The sequence below is a fragment of the Hymenobacter sp. PAMC 26628 genome, assembly GCF_001562275.1.
Lineage (GTDB): Bacteria > Bacteroidota > Bacteroidia > Cytophagales > Hymenobacteraceae > Hymenobacter.
The window spans coordinates 2,126,178-2,142,657 of the sequence record NZ_CP014304.1; the positions used below are offsets into that span (position 1 = coordinate 2,126,178).

Consider the following 16,480-nt stretch of genomic DNA (forward strand, 5'->3'; position numbering starts at 1 on the left):
CATGCTGAGCGCAGCGGAGCGGAGTCGAAGCATCTCTACTGCTTCACAAATCCTGATTACTGCTGCGGGAGAGATGCTTCGGCTGCGCTCAGCATGACGTTCTTTTGACTTCCTAAACAGCTAGGCCAAGTAAGCCAGCACGTCCGTTAGGTCCTCGGCGCGGTGGAAGTTGAGGCCGGCCAGGCGCTCGGCGGGCACTTCCTCGTGGATCCAGGTGGTGTGGTAGGGCACGTGGATGGCGGGGGCCCCCAGGGCCAGCACCGGCAGAATATCGGACTTGAGGGAGTTGCCAATCATCAGGAAATCGGCCGGGGCCACGCCGTGCCGCGCCAAAATGCGCCGGTAGGTGGCCTCGTCCTTCTCGCTCACAATCTCCACGTGGTCGAAAAAATCGCCCAGGCCCGAGCGCGCCAGCTTGCTTTCCTGGTCGAACAAGTCGCCCTTGGTGAGCACCATCAGCCGCTCGCCACGCCGCCGTAGCTCGCCCAATACTTCTAGCACGCCGGGCAGCGGCTCGATGGGAAAGTCGAGCAGGCGCTTGCCAAGGTCGAGCAGCTGCTGAATCTCGCGCCCCGTCACGGCCCCGTCGGTGAGCTGGATAGCCGTTTCAATCATGGTCAGCATCAACGACTTGGCGCCGTAGCCGAACAGGTGCATGTTGGCGCGTTGCACGGCGTAGAGCTGGGCCCCGATGGCGTCGGCCGCGCCGCACCGGACCAATATCGCCGCCAGCTGGGATTCCACGTGGTCGAAGTGCGGCTGGTTGGGCCAGAGCGTGTCGTCGGCATCGAAGGCAATGAGCTGGGGCCGGGGCATATAGCAGGAGCGTGAGCAAGCAAACCGGCCCCCACGGGCCAGCCAGGGCCCAAAAGTACCGAACTTGCGCCCCATGAAGCAGCCGATTGACCTGGCCACCTGGCCCCGCCGCGAGCATTTTGAGTTCTTTTCGAGGTTTGACGAGCCGTTTTTTGGGCTGGTGGCCGACGTGGACGTCACCGCCGCCCGCGCCGAAGCCAAGCGCCTCGGCGTGTCGTTTTTCCTCTACTACCTCTACCACGCCGTGGAGGCCGCCAACGCGGTGCCCGAGTTTCGGCACCGCATCGAGCCGGGCCAGGTGGTGGCCTACGACCGGGTGCACGCCTCGGCCACCATCGGCCGGCCCGACCACACGTTCGGCTTTTCCTTCATCGAGCAGCAGCCGGGCCTGGCCGATTTCGTGGCCGGGGCCCAGCTTGAAATTGCGGCCGTGCAGGCCACCCGCGGCCTCAACCTGACCGAGCGCACCGGCCGGCCCGACGTGCTGCACTGCTCGGCCGTGCCGTGGGCGCGCTTCACGGGCCTCACCCACGCCCGCAGCTTCCAGCACCCCGACAGCTGCCCGAAGCTTTCCTTCGGCCAGGCCTACGCGCACGGCGCTGGCCTGCGCATGGCCGTGGCCGTGAACGTGCACCACGCCCTGGCCGACGGCTACCACGTGGGGCAGTTTCTGGATGCCTTCCAGCAGCGGCTGGGCGGTGGGTGAGTGGGGAGAAATAATTGAACGTCATGCTGAGCGCAGCCGAAGCATCTCTCCCGCAGCAGTAATCAGGAGTAGTGAGCGGGAGAGATGCTTCGGCTGCGCTCAGCATGACGGCCTGACAGTCCCTTAAACAACCCCATTCACCCATCCACCCCCGCCCATGCACACCCTCACTGAACTCTTCGCTTTCTGGCACGAACAAGCCGGCAAGCTGGGCCAGCAAACCTTGCAGCACGTGGCCCTCACGGCGGCGGCGCTGCTGCTGGGCGTGGCCGTGGGGGTGCCCGTGGGCCTGTGGCTCACGCGGCGGCCGCGCTGGGCCCCGGCAGTGCTGGGCGCGGCCGGCGTGCTCCAAACCGTGCCCAGCATCGCCCTGCTCGGCTTCCTGATTCCGCTGATGGGCATCGGGGCGGCTCCGGCCATCCTGGCGCTGCTGCTGTACTCGCTGCTGCCCATCATCCGCAACACGGTGGCCGGGGTGCAGGGCGTGCCCCCGGCCGTGGTGGAGGCCGCCCGGGGCCTGGGCTTTACCGATGGCCAGATTCTGCGGCGCGTGGAACTGCCCCTGGCCCTGCCCGTGCTGATGGCCGGCATCCGCACGGCCACCGTCATCAACGTGGGGGTGGCCACGCTGGCGGCCTACGTGGCGGCCGGCGGCCTGGGCGAGTTCATCTTCGGCGGCATTGCCCTGAACAACCCGGCCATGATTTTGGCCGGCGCCATTCCGGCTGCTGCCCTGGCCCTGGCCTTCGACGCCGGCCTGGGGGCCCTGGAGAAGCTTTCGGCGCGGCGGCTGCGGGCGGTGGGCGGGGCCCTGCTGCTGGCCCTGCCGGTGCTGGCCGCCGGCTACTGGCTGCCCCAGGCCGCGGGCCGGCTGCGGGCGGGCTTCAGCCCGGAGTTCATCGGGCGGGCCGACTGCCTGCCGGGCCTCACCCACGCCTACGGCCTGGTGCGCCTGCCCAACGTGGTGCTGGCCCCGGCGCTGGTGTACGAGGCCGCCCGCGCCGCGAACGTGGACGTCATCGACGGCTACTCGACCGACGGGCGCATCCGGGCCTACGGCCTGCGCGTGCTGCGCGACGACCGCCACGCCCTGCCGCCCTACTTCGCCGCGCCCGTGGTGCGCCCCGCCCTGCTGCGCGCGCACCCCGAGCTGGGCCCCGTGCTCGACCAGCTCAGCGGCCAGCTTTCCGACTCGGCCATGACGAACCTGAACTACCAGGTCGATTTTCTGCACCGCGAGCCGCAGGCCGTGGCCCTGGCCTGGCTGCGCCGCCAGGGCCTCTGGAAAACGCCGCGCCCGCTGCCGCCCGGGGCCCCGGTGGTGCGCCTGGGCTCGAAGATTTTCGCCGAGCAGTACATTTTGGTGGAGATGTACGCCGCCCTCATCCGCGGCAACACCGACCTGGGGGTGGCTACCAAAACCGGCCTGGGCGGCACCACCATCTGCTTCGAGGCGCTGCGCGGGGGCGAAATCGACCTTTACCCCGAGTACACCGGCACCGGCCTGCAAGTGCTGCTCCAGCCCTCGCCCCGGGCCCTCGATTCGCTGGGCGGCCGGCCGGCGGCGGTGTTCCAGTACGTGCAGGCCGAATTTCAGCGCCGCTACGGGCTGGAGTGGCGCGCCCCGCTGGGCTTCAACAACGCCTACTGCCTGCTGATGCGCCAGCAGCAGGCCGGGGCCCTGGGCATCGCCAGCATCTCGGATTTGGGCGGCTACCTGCGGCGGTAGGGCAGTTTTTGAGCTGGTGAACCTCGCGCTGTAAAACGGAGTGGCACTCCGTTGCCGTGCGACCGCCGAACGGAGTACTACTCCGTTTTACGCACCTTCCGCACGCTGCACGCTGTTCTAAAAACTGCTCTGGGGCCCCCTGGTGGGGCAGTAGCCGATGGCCGCGGTTATTTGTTGGCGCCGAACCTTGGTTAATATTGGCGCGGGGAACCTAGCCGACACTTGCCAGCGGCGCGGTTTCCCGCGCTGCCGGGGCCCGTCTGGGGCCCCATTCTCCCACCTCTACAGCCCCATTCCCAAGGCAATGACCAAAATTAAAGTAGCCAACCCCGTCGTCGAGCTTGACGGCGACGAGATGACGCGCATCATCTGGAAATTCATTAAGGACAAGCTCATTACCCCGTACCTGGACCTGGACATCAAGTACTACGACCTGGGCATCGAGTACCGCGACGAGACCAATGACCAGGTGACCATCGACGCGGCCCACGCCATCAAGCAGTACGGCGTGGGCATCAAGTGCGCCACCATCACGCCCGACGAGGACCGGGTGAAGGAGTTCAACCTCAAGCAGATGTGGAAGTCGCCGAACGGCACCATCCGCAACATCCTCGACGGCACCGTGTTCCGCGAGCCCATCGTGATGGGCAACGTGCCCCGCCTGGTGCCCAACTGGACGGCCCCCATCTGCATCGGCCGCCACGCCTTCGGCGACCAGTACCGCGCCACCGACTTCCTCACCAAGGGCAAGGGCAAGCTCACCATCACCTTCGAGCCCGAAGACGGCGGCGAAACCCAGTCGTTCGAGGTGTTTAACTTCAAGAGCGACGGCGTGGCCCTGGCCATGTACAACACCGACGAGAGCATCCGGGGCTTTGCCCACGCCTGCTTCAACCAGGCCCTGATGAAGGGCTGGCCGCTGTACCTGAGCACCAAAAACACGATTCTCAAGAAGTACGACGGCCGCTTCAAGGACATCTTCCAGGAGATTTACGCGCAGGACTACACCGCCAAGTTCCAGGCCGCCGGCATCACCTACGAGCACCGGCTGATCGACGACATGGTGGCCTCGGCCCTGAAGTGGCACGGCAACTTTGTGTGGGCCTGCAAAAACTACGACGGCGACGTGCAGAGCGACACCGTGGCCCAGGGCTTCGGCTCGCTGGGCCTGATGACCTCGGTGCTGGTGACGCCCGACGGCAAAACCATGGAGGCCGAGGCCGCCCACGGCACCGTGACGCGCCACTTCCGCGACCACCAGCACGGCAAACCGACCTCCACGAACCCCATTGCCAGCATCTTCGCCTGGACGCGCGGCCTGGAGTTCCGCGGTATCCTGGACGGCAACCAGGAGCTCATCGACTTCTGCAAAGCCCTGGAGGCCGTGTGCGTGGAGACCGTGGAAAGCGGCAAAATGACCAAGGACCTCGCCGTTTGCATCCACGGCAACAAGGTGCAGCACGGCCGCGACTACCTCTACACCGAGGAATTCCTGGAAGCGCTGAACGAGAACCTGCAAGCGAAGCTGGCCAAATAGCCCGTTCGTTTTTTGTTGAAAAAGCCCGCCCGGTACAACCGGGTGGGCTTTTTTGTGGGGCCCCGGCGCGGCTGGGGCCCCGGCGCGCAATTTTCTACCTTGCGAAGCCCGTCGGCCCGAACCCGCGGGCCGTCTGTTGTCCTTGCTCATCCAAGCACGTTGCTCATGAATCATTCCTTCGATGCGCTGATTATTGGGGCCGGCCAGGCGGGCCCGTCGCTGGCTGGCCGGCTCACGGCCGCGGGCTGGACGGTGGCCCTCGTGGAGCGCCAGGACTTCGGCGGCACCTGCGTCAATACCGGGTGCACGCCCACCAAGGCCCTCATTGCCAGTGCCAAGGCTGCGCACACCCGGCGCCAGGCCGCGGCCTACGGCCTGCCGCCGGTGGGCGACTTCGCCGTGGACCTGGGCCCGGTGCAGGCCCGCAAAGACGCCATTGTGGCGGCCTCGCGTGATGGAATCGAGAACTGGCTGACGCACCTGCCCGGCTGCACGGTGTTCCGGGGCACCGCGCGGTTTGCGTCGGCCACCGCCATGCAGGTGGGCGACGACGTGCTGGAGGCCAAACACATTTTTTTGAACGTGGGGGGCCGGCCGGTCAGCCCGCCGCTGCCCGGCATCGGGCAGGTGCCGCACCTCACCAGCAGCACTATTTTGGCGCTGAAGGAACTGCCGACGCACCTCATCATTGTGGGCGCGGGGGCCGTGGGGCTGGAATTTGGGCAGCTGTTCCGGCGGCTGGGCGCGCAGGTCACCATCGTGGAGCGCAACCCGCGCCTGCTCCCGCACGACGACGAGGACGTGGCCACCGCCGTGCACGACATCCTTGCCAATGAAGGCATTACGCTGCGCCTCGGGGCCGAGTGCATCAGCTTGGGCCAGGAAGACGGGCAGCCCGTGGTGCAGGTGAATTGCGAAAACGACGCCTCTCCGGCCCGGGGCTCGCACCTGCTGCTGGCCATGGGCCGCCAGCCCAACACCGACGACCTGGGCCTGGAGAAAGCCGGCCTGCGCGCCGACGCCCGCGGCTTCATTCCGGTCGATGAGCAGCTGCAAACGGCCGTGCCCGGCATTTGGGCCCTGGGCGACTGCAACGGCCGCGGCGCCTTCACGCACACGGCCTACAACGACTTCGAAATTGTGGCCGCCAACCTACTCGACCACGACCCGCGCCGCGTGAGCGACCGGCTGCCCGCGTCGGCCATCTACGTCGACCCGCCCTTCGCCAAGGTCGGCCTCACGGAAGCCGAAGTGCGCGCCGCCGGTACGCCCGCCCTGGTGGGCAAGCGCCCTATGACCAAGGTGGGCCGGGCCGTGGAAAAAGGCGAAACCCAGGGCTTTATCAAAGTGCTGGTGCACGCCGAAACCGACCAGATTTTGGGGGCCAGCATTGTGGGCGTGGGCGGCGACGAGGCCATCCACTGCATCGTCACGGCCATGTACGCCCGGCAAACCGCCGCCTTCATGCGCCGCAACGTCTTCATCCACCCCACCGTGGCCGAGTTGATTCCGACGGTATTCGGCGAGCTAAAACCGCTGGCCGCGGCCTCCGAAAAGTAGCCCTCCCGGGGCCCCGGTGGACGGCCCCCAACGCAGGATGCATATCTGTAATTGCTGGCTCTGGCCCTGGCGCCGCGTCGGAGCCGACGCGTACTTTGCCGCGGCAATTACTATCGGGGGCCCTGGCGCCGCGCCCGGATTGCCCCCGCTCAAAACATCCCGTTTTATGCACCAAGAACCGTTTCGTACCGCCGGCGCGCCCCTGGCCACGGCGGCCAAGGCCCTTATTATGCTGCACGGCCGGGGCGCCAGCGCCGCCGACATCCTCACGCTGGCCTCTCACTTGCACGTGCCGGGCTTTGCGCTGCTGGCCCCCCAGGCCACCCAGGGCACCTGGTATCCCCACTCCTTCCTGGCCCCGCCCGCCCAAAACGAGCCCGGCCTGTCGGATGCGCTGGCTGCTGTGGGCCGCGCCGTGGCCGCCGCCGCGGGCGCGGGCATTGCGCCGGCCAACCTCTACTTCCTGGGCTTTTCGCAGGGCGCCTGCCTCACCCTCGAGTACGTGGCCCGGCACGCGGCGCGCTACGGCGGCGTGGTTGCTTTCACGGGGGGCTTGATAGGCGACCGGGTGCGGGCAGAAAACTACGCTGGCGACTTCGCGGGCACGCCCATTTTCATCGGCACCAGCGACCCCGACTTCCACGTGCCCGTCGAGCGGGTGCGCGCCTCCACGGTGCTGCTCGGCCGCCTGGGGGCCCAGGTCACGGAGAAGATTTACCCCAACCTGGGCCACACCATTTCGCAAGCCGAAATCGACCTGGCCAACGAGCTTGTTTTCAAGTAGTAGCTGGCTTGGCCACTAGTAGGTCAAATCTAGCCGGTTGTCGGGTACAACCGTTTGAGTTTGATGCGGGCCTTCTCGGTTGTAAACTGCCAGTTGGTGGGTGCCCCCAGTTGGTTGCGCGCTAGTTGCCAAGCGTAGCAGTGCGCTTCCAGCGTCGGCCGGTCGGGCACGCGCTGCGGCAGGCCGTGGGTGAGCAGGGCGGCAAACTCGATTTCAGCCATGTTGAGCCACGAGCCATGCTTGGGGGTGAACACAAATTCCACGCGCTGCAACAGGGCGTGCGCCCGTACCGGGTCAAAAATCTCGTAAAAAGCGGCGGGCTGGTGCGCCGACAAATTGTCGAGCACCAGCGTCACGCGCGTCGCTTGGGCGTAGTCCTCCTCCAGCAGGCGGGCTACCGCCCGGGCAAACGTGAGTCGGTCATGGCGGTCTTCGACCTGCACCCGGCGGCGACCGGCCAGCGGCTCGTGCAGCATATACACCTGGGCCACGCCCTGGCGGTGGTACTCGCAGTCGTAGCGGGTGCTGCCATCGGGCAGCGGGAGTGGCACGCGGCTTTCGCGTAGTAATTGCTTGGGCGACTCATCCAGGCACACGACTGGCTGGGCTGGGTCGTACGGGCGTTGGTAGACGTCAAGCACCCGTTCCATGGCGCAGACGAAGGCCGCGTTCTGAGCGGGTGGAATCACCCACATCTGTCGCTTCCAGGGCTGTAACGCATTTTTTTTAGTACCCGCCCCACCATCGCCGGGCTGGCCTCGGGCAGCACCTGCAGCGTGACCAGGTGAGCGGCCAACAAGCGCAATGTCCAGTGGGCGTACCCTTCGGGCGGGGTGGAGCAGGCCGCCGCGGCCAGGTGCGCCTCCACCTCCCCGGTGTACTTACTGGCCGGCCACTGCTGGCGGGGCTGCCCCAGCAGGGCGGCCTCCACGCCCGCCTCGCAGGCGCGTTGGCGCAGGCGCTCCAGGGTGCGCGTACTCACGCCGTAGGCTTGGCTAGTCTGGGTGTCGCTCCAGTTCAAGCCGTTTGTAGCTACGGCCAACAGGCACTGAGCCCGCACAAGCCGGGCGCTGGCCACGCGCCGCTGCTGCACGAGTTCCGTTAGCGAGGCCTGTTCTTCGGCCCTCAGCGCTAAGACATAATACTTCGCCATTTGTCAGGTCATTTTACCCGACAAGATACTAGATTTATCCTACTAGAGTTATTACCGAAACTAAGAAAGGCCGTCATGCTCATCTGGCGTCCGCTTGTCGAAGCATCTCTCCCGCAGCAGTAATCAATTGCTTTAGTCAGCAGAAAAGATGCTTCGCTGCGCTCTGCATGACGTTCAATAAACTTCCCGAACAGCCTGGGTTTCCCTATCCAACAACCTTCCACTTTCAACATTCCCTCCTCATGGAACCGCGCATTTTGGGCCTGCACCACGTCACAGCTATTGCTGGCAACGCGCAGCGCAACTACGACTTTTACACGCGGGTAATGGGCCTGCGCTTCTTGAAGAAAACCGTCAACTTCGACGACCCTGGCACTTACCACTTCTACTTCGGCGACGAAACCGGCTCGGCGGGCACCATCCTCACGTTCTTTCCCTGGGACCACGTCACGCCCGGGCGGCGCGGCACCGGCCAGGCCACCGAAATTGGCTACTCGGTGCCGGCCGGCAGCTTCGATTTCTGGATGAAACGCTTTGAGGCCAACGGCATCACCTACAACAAGCCGAGCGAAAAATTCGGCGAGAAATACCTCACCTTCCTCGACCCCGACGGCCTGAAATTCGAGCTGATTGCGTCGAAAACGCCCGACGCGCGCACGCCCTGGACCACGCCCGAAGTGGGCGCCGACGTGGCCACCCGCGGCTTCCACACCGTCACGCTTACGCTGGCCAGCGCCGCGGCCACGGCCGAAATCCTGACCGACGTGTTTGGCTACACGCTGCTGGAAAAGCACGTCAACCGCAGCCGCTACGTGACCGACACGGTGCCGGGCGCTGCGTTCATCGACCTGGTGGAGGCCCCCGGCGAGGCACGCAGCGCCACGGCCGGCGGCTCGGTGCACCACATCGCCTTCCGGGTGAAGGACGACGAGGCCGAGCTCTACATCCGCAAGAAGCTGCTGGACCGCGGCTTGCAGCCCACCCCGCAGATTGACCGCGACTACTTCCACTCGGTGTACTTCCGCGAGCCGGGCGGCGTGCTCTTCGAAATTGCCACCGAAAACCCCGGCTTCACCGTGGACGAGCCACTGGCCGAGCTCGGCACGCACCTCATGCTGCCCACCAAGCACGAGCACCTGCGCCCGCAGCTGGAAAAGCGGCTCGCGCCCATCGGCTAGCCGGGGGCCCCAGGGGCCCCGCCCAGCGTTGCTTCCCGAAGCCTCGGCCCTTAAGTGGGCCGGGGCTTTTTGCTGCCGGTTGCGCGGGGCCGGCCGGGGGCGGGGCCCCGGCGCGGGGCGGCCCCAAAACCATTTGGGACGTTGCGGCTTGTTCCGCCGGCCCAGGGCTTCACCGGGGCCTCATTCCATTTTTTGCTTCCTTTCCCGCTTCTATGGCGCTTCCTACTGCTACTCCTACCCTGGCGCCGCCGCCGTTCACCGAGCGGCGCTACATCGTCACGCTCATTTTCGTCGTGTCGCTGTTCATGCTCTGGGGCCTGGGCGTCACAATGGCCGATATTCTCAACAAGCACTTCCAGCAGGTGCTGCACGTGAGCAAGGCCAACTCGGCCTACGTGCAGGCCGCCACATTTGGGGCCTACTTCGTGATGGGCCTGCCCGCGGGCTGGTTCATGAAGCGCTTTGGCTACCAGAAAGGCGTCATCCTGGGCCTGGGCCTGTACGCCGCCGGGGCCTTCCTGATGGTGCCGGCCGCCAACGCGGCCTCGTTCACGCTGCTGCTCATGGCCCTGTTTGTGCTGGCCTGCGGCCTGGGCACGCTCGAAGCCGTAGCGCACCCGTTTCTGGACGGCCTGGGCGACCCGGCCAGCTCCGACCGGCGCATCACGTTCTCGCACGCCATCAACGGCATCGGGGCAGTATCGGGGCCCCTCATTGGCGGCTACTTTGTGCTGCGCGGCACCCACGCGGCCGGCGACTTGTCCTCGGTAAAGGTGCTCTACACCATCATCGGGGCGGTGGTGGGCAGCATCGGGCTGTTGTTTGCCTTCGTAAAAGTGCCCCCGCTCAACGCCGAGCACACGCCCGAAACGCGCCCGGGGGCCCCCAACGAAACGCCTACCGACCTGGTGGCCGACAAAAGCCTGTTTCAGCACAAGCACTTCGTGTGGGCCTGCGTAGCGCAGCTCTTCAACACGGCGGCGCAGGGCGGCACCTGGGCGTTTTTCATCAACTACGGCACCGACTACATGGCCCTGAAGCCCGGGCCGGAAATTCATGGCTTTTGGCAGGTGGGCACGCTCCTGAGCCGCACCGTGGGCCTGGTGCCCGGCCTGCCGCACCTGGCCAACGACGTAGCGGCCTACTTCTTCTCCCTCAGCCTGGTGGGCATGATGCTGGGGCGCTTCTTGGGCACCTACCTCATGCAGTACATTGCCCCCAACCGCCTGCTGGCCTTCGCGGCGGCGGCCAACATCGGCATGTGCCTCATCGTGGCGCAGCATTGGGGCTGGGTATCGTTTGGGGCCCTCATCGGGCTCAACTTCTTCTTCAGCGTCATGTTCCCGATTATTTATAGCCTGGGACTCAAGGATTTGGGCCGGCACAAGCAATTAGCTTCGTCGTTTATCGTGATGGGCGTGGTAGGAGCAGCGCTCTTTCCGCGCTTCGTGATGGGCCCGGTGGCCAACACCAGCGTGGCCCATGCCTACTACCTGCCCATTATCTGCTACGCGGTAGTATTTTTATACGGCGCTAAGTTGTACAAAGCGGGGAGAAATTAGGGCCCCAGCTAGCCTGCGCAGTGCCGGGTGGGATTATCTATTTTAATGAAAATTTAATGGGAAAAAGATAGGGATAGCTGCCTAACAGCAGATCCGTATATTGCTGCACCTCGTACAGTTGTACGCCTTTAGCTCAATGAAATCCTTGATACAGTTGCATCCAGGATTTATCAAAGAGGATTTTGTCCGTAGCGGCAGTTGTTAATTTCCCCACCCAAACTTTTTTTCATGAAAGCATTTGTACCGTTTTCACCGGCGCACAGTTTTTCGGGTCGGCCCTGGCTGGCAACCCTTGGCCTCGGACTAGGCCTGCTGGCCGCCACTCCCGCCCTCGCCCAAACTCCCACCATCTACGGCCTGGGCACGCTGAGCCATGACGTGGCGTCGGGCAACCCCCTGTTTCAAGCGGGGGCCCCGGCGGGCGCGCAGGGCATCATCAGCATTGATCCGGCCACCGGGGGGCCCATGCAATACGGCAGTCCGCAGCGGGTAGCGACGCTGATTACCGGCGTAAATGTGGGCCAAGTCTTGGTGGGCATGGACTACCGCCCCAATACCGGCGTGCTGTACGCTCTGGGCTACGACGCCAGCCAAACCACTGGCAACGCCCAGCTCTACACCCTCGACCCTCTGTCGGGGGTGGCCACGGCGGTAGGTACGGCCAGCTCGCTGAACCTGGGCACCCGGGTCACGCGCATCGGTTTCGACTTCAACCCCACCGTGGACCGCATCCGGGTAGAAGGCGGCACCACTGGAGCCAACTACCGCCTCGACCCCAACAACGGGGCCATCGTCTTGCAGGATGGCAACCTGAACTACGCCGCTTTGAGCGCCACCCCAATTGTGGGGGCCGTGGCCTACACCAACTCGTACATCGGCAGCACCAGCACGGCCCTCTACGCCCTCGACGCGCCGGGCAACGGCACAGGCTTATCCGATAACAGCGTGGCCAACAACGGCTTACTCTCGCTGCAAACCCCGCCCAACAACGGCACTCTAACTACCGGGCAGATGGTAAAGCTCGGCACCAACCCTTTCGGCGACCCGGCGGCGGTGGGCGTGGACGTGTACTACAATGCCAATGCGAACACAAACCAAGCCTACCTAACCGAGGTAACGAGCCCCAATGGTAGCGGCTTATCGAGCAGCAATTTTTACTCCCTGGACCTAGCCACCGGCGCAGCTATTAAGCTTGGCAACACCGCGCCGGCCAGTAGCTTTACGCCGTTCGACGTTCGCGACATTGCGGTGGCCATTGCAGCGCCTACCCAGCCCGCCCTGGTGGGGCAGTTGTTGTACGCGGTGGCCGGCGGCAACTTGATTTCGTTCGATTCGGGGGCCCCCGGCACCATCCGCTCGGCCGTGAACTTCGGCGGCGGCCTCACCGCCGGTGAGGCCGTGGTGGGCGTGGACTTCCGCCCCGCCACGGGCCAGCTCTACGCGCTGGGCTACAACGCGGCGGCCGGCACCGGCACGGTGTACGCCGTGAACCTAACCACGGGGGCCCTCACGGCCGCGGGCGCAGCTATTCCACTGGCCCTGGGCGCGGCCACCGACCGCGTGGGCTTTGACTTTAACCCCACCGTGGACCGCATCCGCGTGGTGGCCACCAACGGCAATAACTACCGCCTCAACCCCAACGACGGGGCCCTCGTCCTCCAGGACGGCAACTTAACGGCCGGAACCGTGATAAGCGCCGCCGCCTACACCAACAGCAGCAGCGCCGCCAACAGCACGGCCCTCTACGACTACGACGCCGTGGCTGGCCAGCTCTACCTCCAGAGCCCGCCCAACAACGGCACCCTCGTGGCCGTGGGCGGCGCCGGGGGCCCCACCAGCGCCGACGGCGCCGATTTTGACATCTTCAACACCCGCGGCACCACCACCAACGCGGCCTTCCTGGCCGTGGCACCCGGCGGCGTGGCCGGGTCCCCCAATTACGACAACCTCTACACCGTGGACCTGACCGCCGGCACCACGGCCTCGGCGGGCCGCATCGGCCTGGGCAGCAACGTGAGCGGCCTCACGGCCTTCATCGCCGTCGGCACGGCCCTCACCTGGAACGGCTCGGCCAGCACCGACTGGGGCACGGCCGCCAACTGGACGCCCAACCGCGTGCCCACCAGCGTGGACGACGTGACCATCCCCAGCGGCACGCCCAACCAGCCCGCCGTGAGCGGCAGCCAAGCGGCCCGCTACGTGGTGCTGGCCAGCGGCGCTTCGCTGACGTCCAACGACGGCTCGACCCTGACCGTGGGCGGCAACTTCACCAACAACGGCGGCACCCTGGCGGGTACGGGCTCCGGCACCATTGCCCTGGCTGGCACGGCCGCCCAGGTCATCGGCGGCACCGGCACCTCGGCCTTCCAGAACCTGACCGTGGGCACGGCCCCCGTCAGCCTGGCGGGCCCCGCCGCTGTGCAGCGCGTATTGCTGCTCAACGGCGACTTGACCACCACCGGCCAGTCGCTCACGCTGCTCTCCAACGCCGCCAACTCGGCCCACGTGGTGAACGCCGCTGGCGCCGTCACGGGCCCCGTCACGGTGCAGCGCTACATTGATGGTAGCATCAACAGCGGCGCGGGCTACCGCCACTACGCCGCACCAGTGACGGGCTCCACGGTGGCCGACCTGGCCACCGGCGGCTTCACGCCCGTGGTGAACCCAGCGTACAACTCAGCCCCTATTCCCAGCCAGGTGCGGGCTTTCCCCACGGTGTTCGGCTTCGATGAAACCCGCATTAACACCAGCGGCAACCCCACGCCGCAGGATTTTGACAAGGGCTTCTTCTCGCCCGGGGCCCTGTCCGATGCCCTCACGCCCGGCCAAGGCTACGTAGTAAACATTCCCGCCTCGGAAACGGTGGACTTCGTGGGCACGCTCAACAACGGCGACGTGGCCCGCACTGGCCTCACCTGCGGCGGCCAAACCGAGTCGGGCTGGCAGTTGCTGGGTAACCCCTACCCCTCGCCCATTAGCTGGACCACGACCTATAACGACGGCGCCGCGGGCCTGAACAACGCCGTGTACGTGGTGAAATCGACCGGCCAGTACGCCGGCGGCTACGCCAGCTACGTGAACGGCGTGGGGGTAAACGGCGGCACCGACCAGATTGCCACCGGCCAGGGCTTCTTCGTGCGGGTGGCCGCCGCCGGCACGCCCGGGGCCCTCACCTTCAAAAACAGCGGCCGCCTGACTACCTACGCCAGCCCCGCCTTCCAGCGCGGCAACGCCACCACGGCCCCGCTCGTGCGCCTGGCGCTGCGCAACGCCGCCGGCCGCGCCGATGAGGCCGTGGTGTACTTTGACGCCGCCGCCACCGCCGGCTTCGACGCCGCCCTCGACGCCTACAAGCTGAACCCCGCCGGGGCCACGATGGCCCTGGCCACCGCCGGCGCCGAGCCGCTGTCCATCGACGCCCGCCCCGCCCTCGGCACCGCCGACGTGCTGGTGCCGCTGTCGGTGCAGGCCGAAGCCGGCAGCTACTCCCTCGCCGCCGCCGAGCTGCTGCGCCTGCCCGCCGGCACCAAGGCATTCCTGCGCGACGCCCTCACGGGCAGCGTGACCGACCTGGCCCAGCAGCCCAGCTACCCATTTGCGGTGGTGGCCGGCGCTTCGGCCACCGGCCGCTTCAGCCTGCTGCTCACCACGCAGGCCGTGCTGGCCACGGCCCCCGCGGCCCTCAGCAAGCAAGTGAACGTTTTCCCGAACCCGGCCCGTGGCACGGTGTCGGTGGGCCTGCCCGCTTCCTTGTCCCGTCAAAACATCGACGCCACCTTGGTAAATGCTTTGGGCCAGACGGTGCTTCGCGCCACGCTGCCTGCTGGCGCCACGTCGCAACTGGCGCTGCCCAGCGTGGCCCGCGGCGTGTACACGCTGCGCCTGCTCACGGCCGAAGGCACGGTGAGCAAGCGCCTCATCGTCGAATAATTGCCGCTGGCCACGCGCCCGGGCCTCCAGGGGCCCGGGCGCGTAGCCACCCTTTTCCCCACTCGCTTTATTTCTGATTGTGAAAAACTTATTCACCGTTTCGTTCCGCACCTTCGCTGTTGGCGCCGTGCTGGCGCTGACCGCCGGCGCTTCCATGCAAGCCCAGGCCCAGGGTTCCACCGGCCCCACGCCTACTGACCCAATGGACCCGCCCGTTACCCCGCCCGTTCCCCCGCCCGTTCCCCCGCCTACGGCCGTGCCCCTCGACGGGGGCGCCTCGCTGCTGCTGGCCAGCGGCGTGGCCTATGGCGTGCGGATGCTGCGCCGCCGCCGCAAGTAGCTGCACCGCGTTGAAACGGGCCCGGCGGGGCCCCACCACGAGTGGTGAGGCCCCGCCGGGCCTTGGTGCTTTCGGCCATTGTTTCCTTTTATGCTTGCGCGCTTATGAAGCTTCCGCTACCCTCCCGTGCGCAGCCAGCCCGGCCTGCGCTGCGCTTTTTGCTGGTATTTGCCGCCCTTTACGCCTTGTGGACGCTAGGCTACGACGGTTTAGTGGGCCCCGACGGCCGTTTCGACCAAGCGCTTTCGGCCAACCTGGCGGCCACCGCTGGGGCCCTGCTGCGGGGGATGGGCTTCGCCGCCGGTACCGCCCCGGCCAACCCCATCCTGGTAGTGCTCAATGGCCAGCCGGTCGTATCCGTTGGCGACCCGTGCAACGGGCTGCTGATGTACGCGTTGTTTGCGGGCTTCGTGGTGGCGTTTCCGGGGCCCTGGCGGCACAAATTGTGGTTCGTGCCGGCGGGCATCCTGGCCATCTACGCCCTCAACGTGGGGCGGGTAGCGCTGCTGGCCCTCAACCATGCCTATTGGTACCACTCCGTCGATTTCAACCACCACTACACCTTCACCTTCGTGGTGTACGGGGCCATCGGGGCCCTGTGGGTGCTGTGGGCGCGGCGCGGCGGCGCCGACCCTTTTGTGGCCGCGCCCGTGCTGCACGGTGCCCGCTAGTGCCGCCCGCTCGCTGTGGCCCCGCCGCCTATTGGTGGCCGCACTAGTGGCGTTGCTGCTGGGCCTGGGCCTGTTTGAAGCAGAGGTTTTTGCCGCCTTGGGCCACCTCTGGCACCCCGGTGGGGCCCCGGCGGCCGTGCCCGGCATCACTACCCACGGCCTGCCCGTGGCCATTAGCTACCGCCTGCTCTACGCCATGCTGAACGTGGCCCTGCTGCACCTGCTGCTGCACGGCCGCTACACCGTGGCCGCTGTGGTAGCCTATGCGGTGGGCTACGTGGCCGGCGCGGGCCTGCTGTGGCTGGGGCAGCGGGCAGGCCTACCCATTGCCTCGCTTACCGGCCACCGGGTGCTCGACGTGCTCTCGTCGCCGTTGCCAGTCATGTTTGCCTATCCGCTGGCGCTGCTGGCGGGGCCAAAAGCTCCTGCCCACCCCGCGCCGTAAGTCGCGCTCATCAGCCTGGCCGTAGCAGTCGGGAACGGGCATTGGCTAAAAGCGGCTCATGCCCAATGC

The 16,480-nt window shown here is 66.4% G+C and carries 14 protein-coding genes; 11 read left to right on the forward strand and 3 right to left on the reverse strand.

What is annotated here, in order from left to right:
* Positions 1-120 precede the first annotated feature (120 nt).
* On the reverse strand, positions 121-816 hold the full coding sequence (locus tag AXW84_RS09345) for an HAD family hydrolase (RefSeq protein WP_068231848.1): 696 nt from the start codon (positions 814-816) through the stop codon (positions 121-123).
* 73 nt (positions 817-889) lie between these two features.
* On the opposite strand from AXW84_RS09345, the gene AXW84_RS09350 reads away from it, so the two are divergent.
* The 5 genes from AXW84_RS09350 to AXW84_RS09370 all read left to right on the forward strand — a co-directional run bounded on the left by AXW84_RS09350 (position 890) and on the right by AXW84_RS09370 (position 7,132).
* Positions 890-1,522 carry a chloramphenicol acetyltransferase gene (locus AXW84_RS09350; RefSeq protein ID WP_068231851.1) on the forward strand — a complete coding sequence of 211 codons (633 nt, stop codon included), beginning with the start codon at positions 890-892 and terminating at the stop codon, positions 1,520-1,522.
* Positions 1,523-1,679: 157 nt separating this feature from the next.
* Positions 1,680-3,251 (forward strand): ABC transporter permease/substrate-binding protein, encoded by a 1,572-nt coding sequence (locus AXW84_RS09355; protein ID WP_068231856.1) that lies wholly within the window; start codon positions 1,680-1,682, stop codon positions 3,249-3,251.
* Between the two features lie 304 nt (positions 3,252-3,555).
* The gene (locus tag AXW84_RS09360) at positions 3,556-4,788 is read left to right on the forward strand and encodes an isocitrate dehydrogenase (NADP(+)) (protein ID WP_068231859.1); all 1,233 of its coding nucleotides are present in this window, start codon (positions 3,556-3,558) and stop codon (positions 4,786-4,788) included.
* Between the two features lie 165 nt (positions 4,789-4,953).
* Positions 4,954-6,348: an FAD-containing oxidoreductase gene (locus AXW84_RS09365; protein WP_068231862.1), complete on the forward strand. Its 1,395-nt coding sequence runs from the start codon at positions 4,954-4,956 to the stop codon at positions 6,346-6,348.
* A gap of 166 nt (positions 6,349-6,514) precedes the next feature.
* Complete coding sequence (locus AXW84_RS09370; RefSeq protein ID WP_068231865.1) at positions 6,515-7,132, forward strand: alpha/beta hydrolase; 618 nt, start codon at positions 6,515-6,517, stop codon at positions 7,130-7,132.
* Positions 7,133-7,161: 29 nt separating this feature from the next.
* Here AXW84_RS09370 and AXW84_RS09375 read toward each other — a convergent pair whose 3' ends face one another.
* Together AXW84_RS09375 and AXW84_RS09380 are read right to left on the reverse strand one after the other, a co-directional pair.
* Positions 7,162-7,827: an IS630 family transposase gene (locus AXW84_RS09375; protein ID WP_082773621.1), complete on the reverse strand. Its 666-nt coding sequence runs from the start codon at positions 7,825-7,827 to the stop codon at positions 7,162-7,164.
* Positions 7,818-8,285, reverse strand: a complete 468-nt coding sequence (locus tag AXW84_RS09380) for a helix-turn-helix domain-containing protein (RefSeq protein ID WP_068227630.1) — start codon at positions 8,283-8,285, stop codon at positions 7,818-7,820. Before AXW84_RS09380 ends, AXW84_RS09375 begins: the two co-directional genes overlap by 10 nt.
* 242 nt (positions 8,286-8,527) lie before the next feature.
* Here AXW84_RS09380 and AXW84_RS09385 point away from each other — a divergent pair, with 242 nt between their 5' ends.
* From AXW84_RS09385 to AXW84_RS09410, 6 genes are all read left to right on the forward strand, one after another.
* Complete coding sequence (locus tag AXW84_RS09385) at positions 8,528-9,463, forward strand: ring-cleaving dioxygenase (RefSeq protein ID WP_068231867.1); 936 nt, start codon at positions 8,528-8,530, stop codon at positions 9,461-9,463.
* 212 nt (positions 9,464-9,675) lie between these two features.
* Positions 9,676-11,025, forward strand: a complete 1,350-nt coding sequence (locus AXW84_RS09390; protein ID WP_068231877.1) for an MFS transporter — start codon at positions 9,676-9,678, stop codon at positions 11,023-11,025.
* A gap of 228 nt (positions 11,026-11,253) precedes the next feature.
* Complete coding sequence (locus AXW84_RS09395) at positions 11,254-14,955, forward strand: DUF4394 domain-containing protein (protein ID WP_068231880.1); 3,702 nt, start codon at positions 11,254-11,256, stop codon at positions 14,953-14,955.
* Between the two features lie 79 nt (positions 14,956-15,034).
* Positions 15,035-15,295, forward strand: a complete 261-nt coding sequence (locus AXW84_RS09400) for a PID-CTERM protein-sorting domain-containing protein (protein ID WP_068231882.1) — start codon at positions 15,035-15,037, stop codon at positions 15,293-15,295.
* A gap of 104 nt (positions 15,296-15,399) precedes the next feature.
* The gene (gene xrtX, locus AXW84_RS09405; protein ID WP_068231886.1) at positions 15,400-15,966 is read left to right on the forward strand and encodes an exosortase X; all 567 of its coding nucleotides are present in this window, start codon (positions 15,400-15,402) and stop codon (positions 15,964-15,966) included.
* A complete protein-coding gene (locus AXW84_RS09410; RefSeq protein ID WP_068231889.1) occupies positions 15,956-16,411 on the forward strand; it encodes an XrtX-associated membrane protein in 456 nt (151 codons plus the stop codon). The genes xrtX and AXW84_RS09410 overlap by 11 nt, the downstream gene beginning before the upstream one ends.
* Positions 16,412-16,480: the final 69 nt, after the last annotated feature.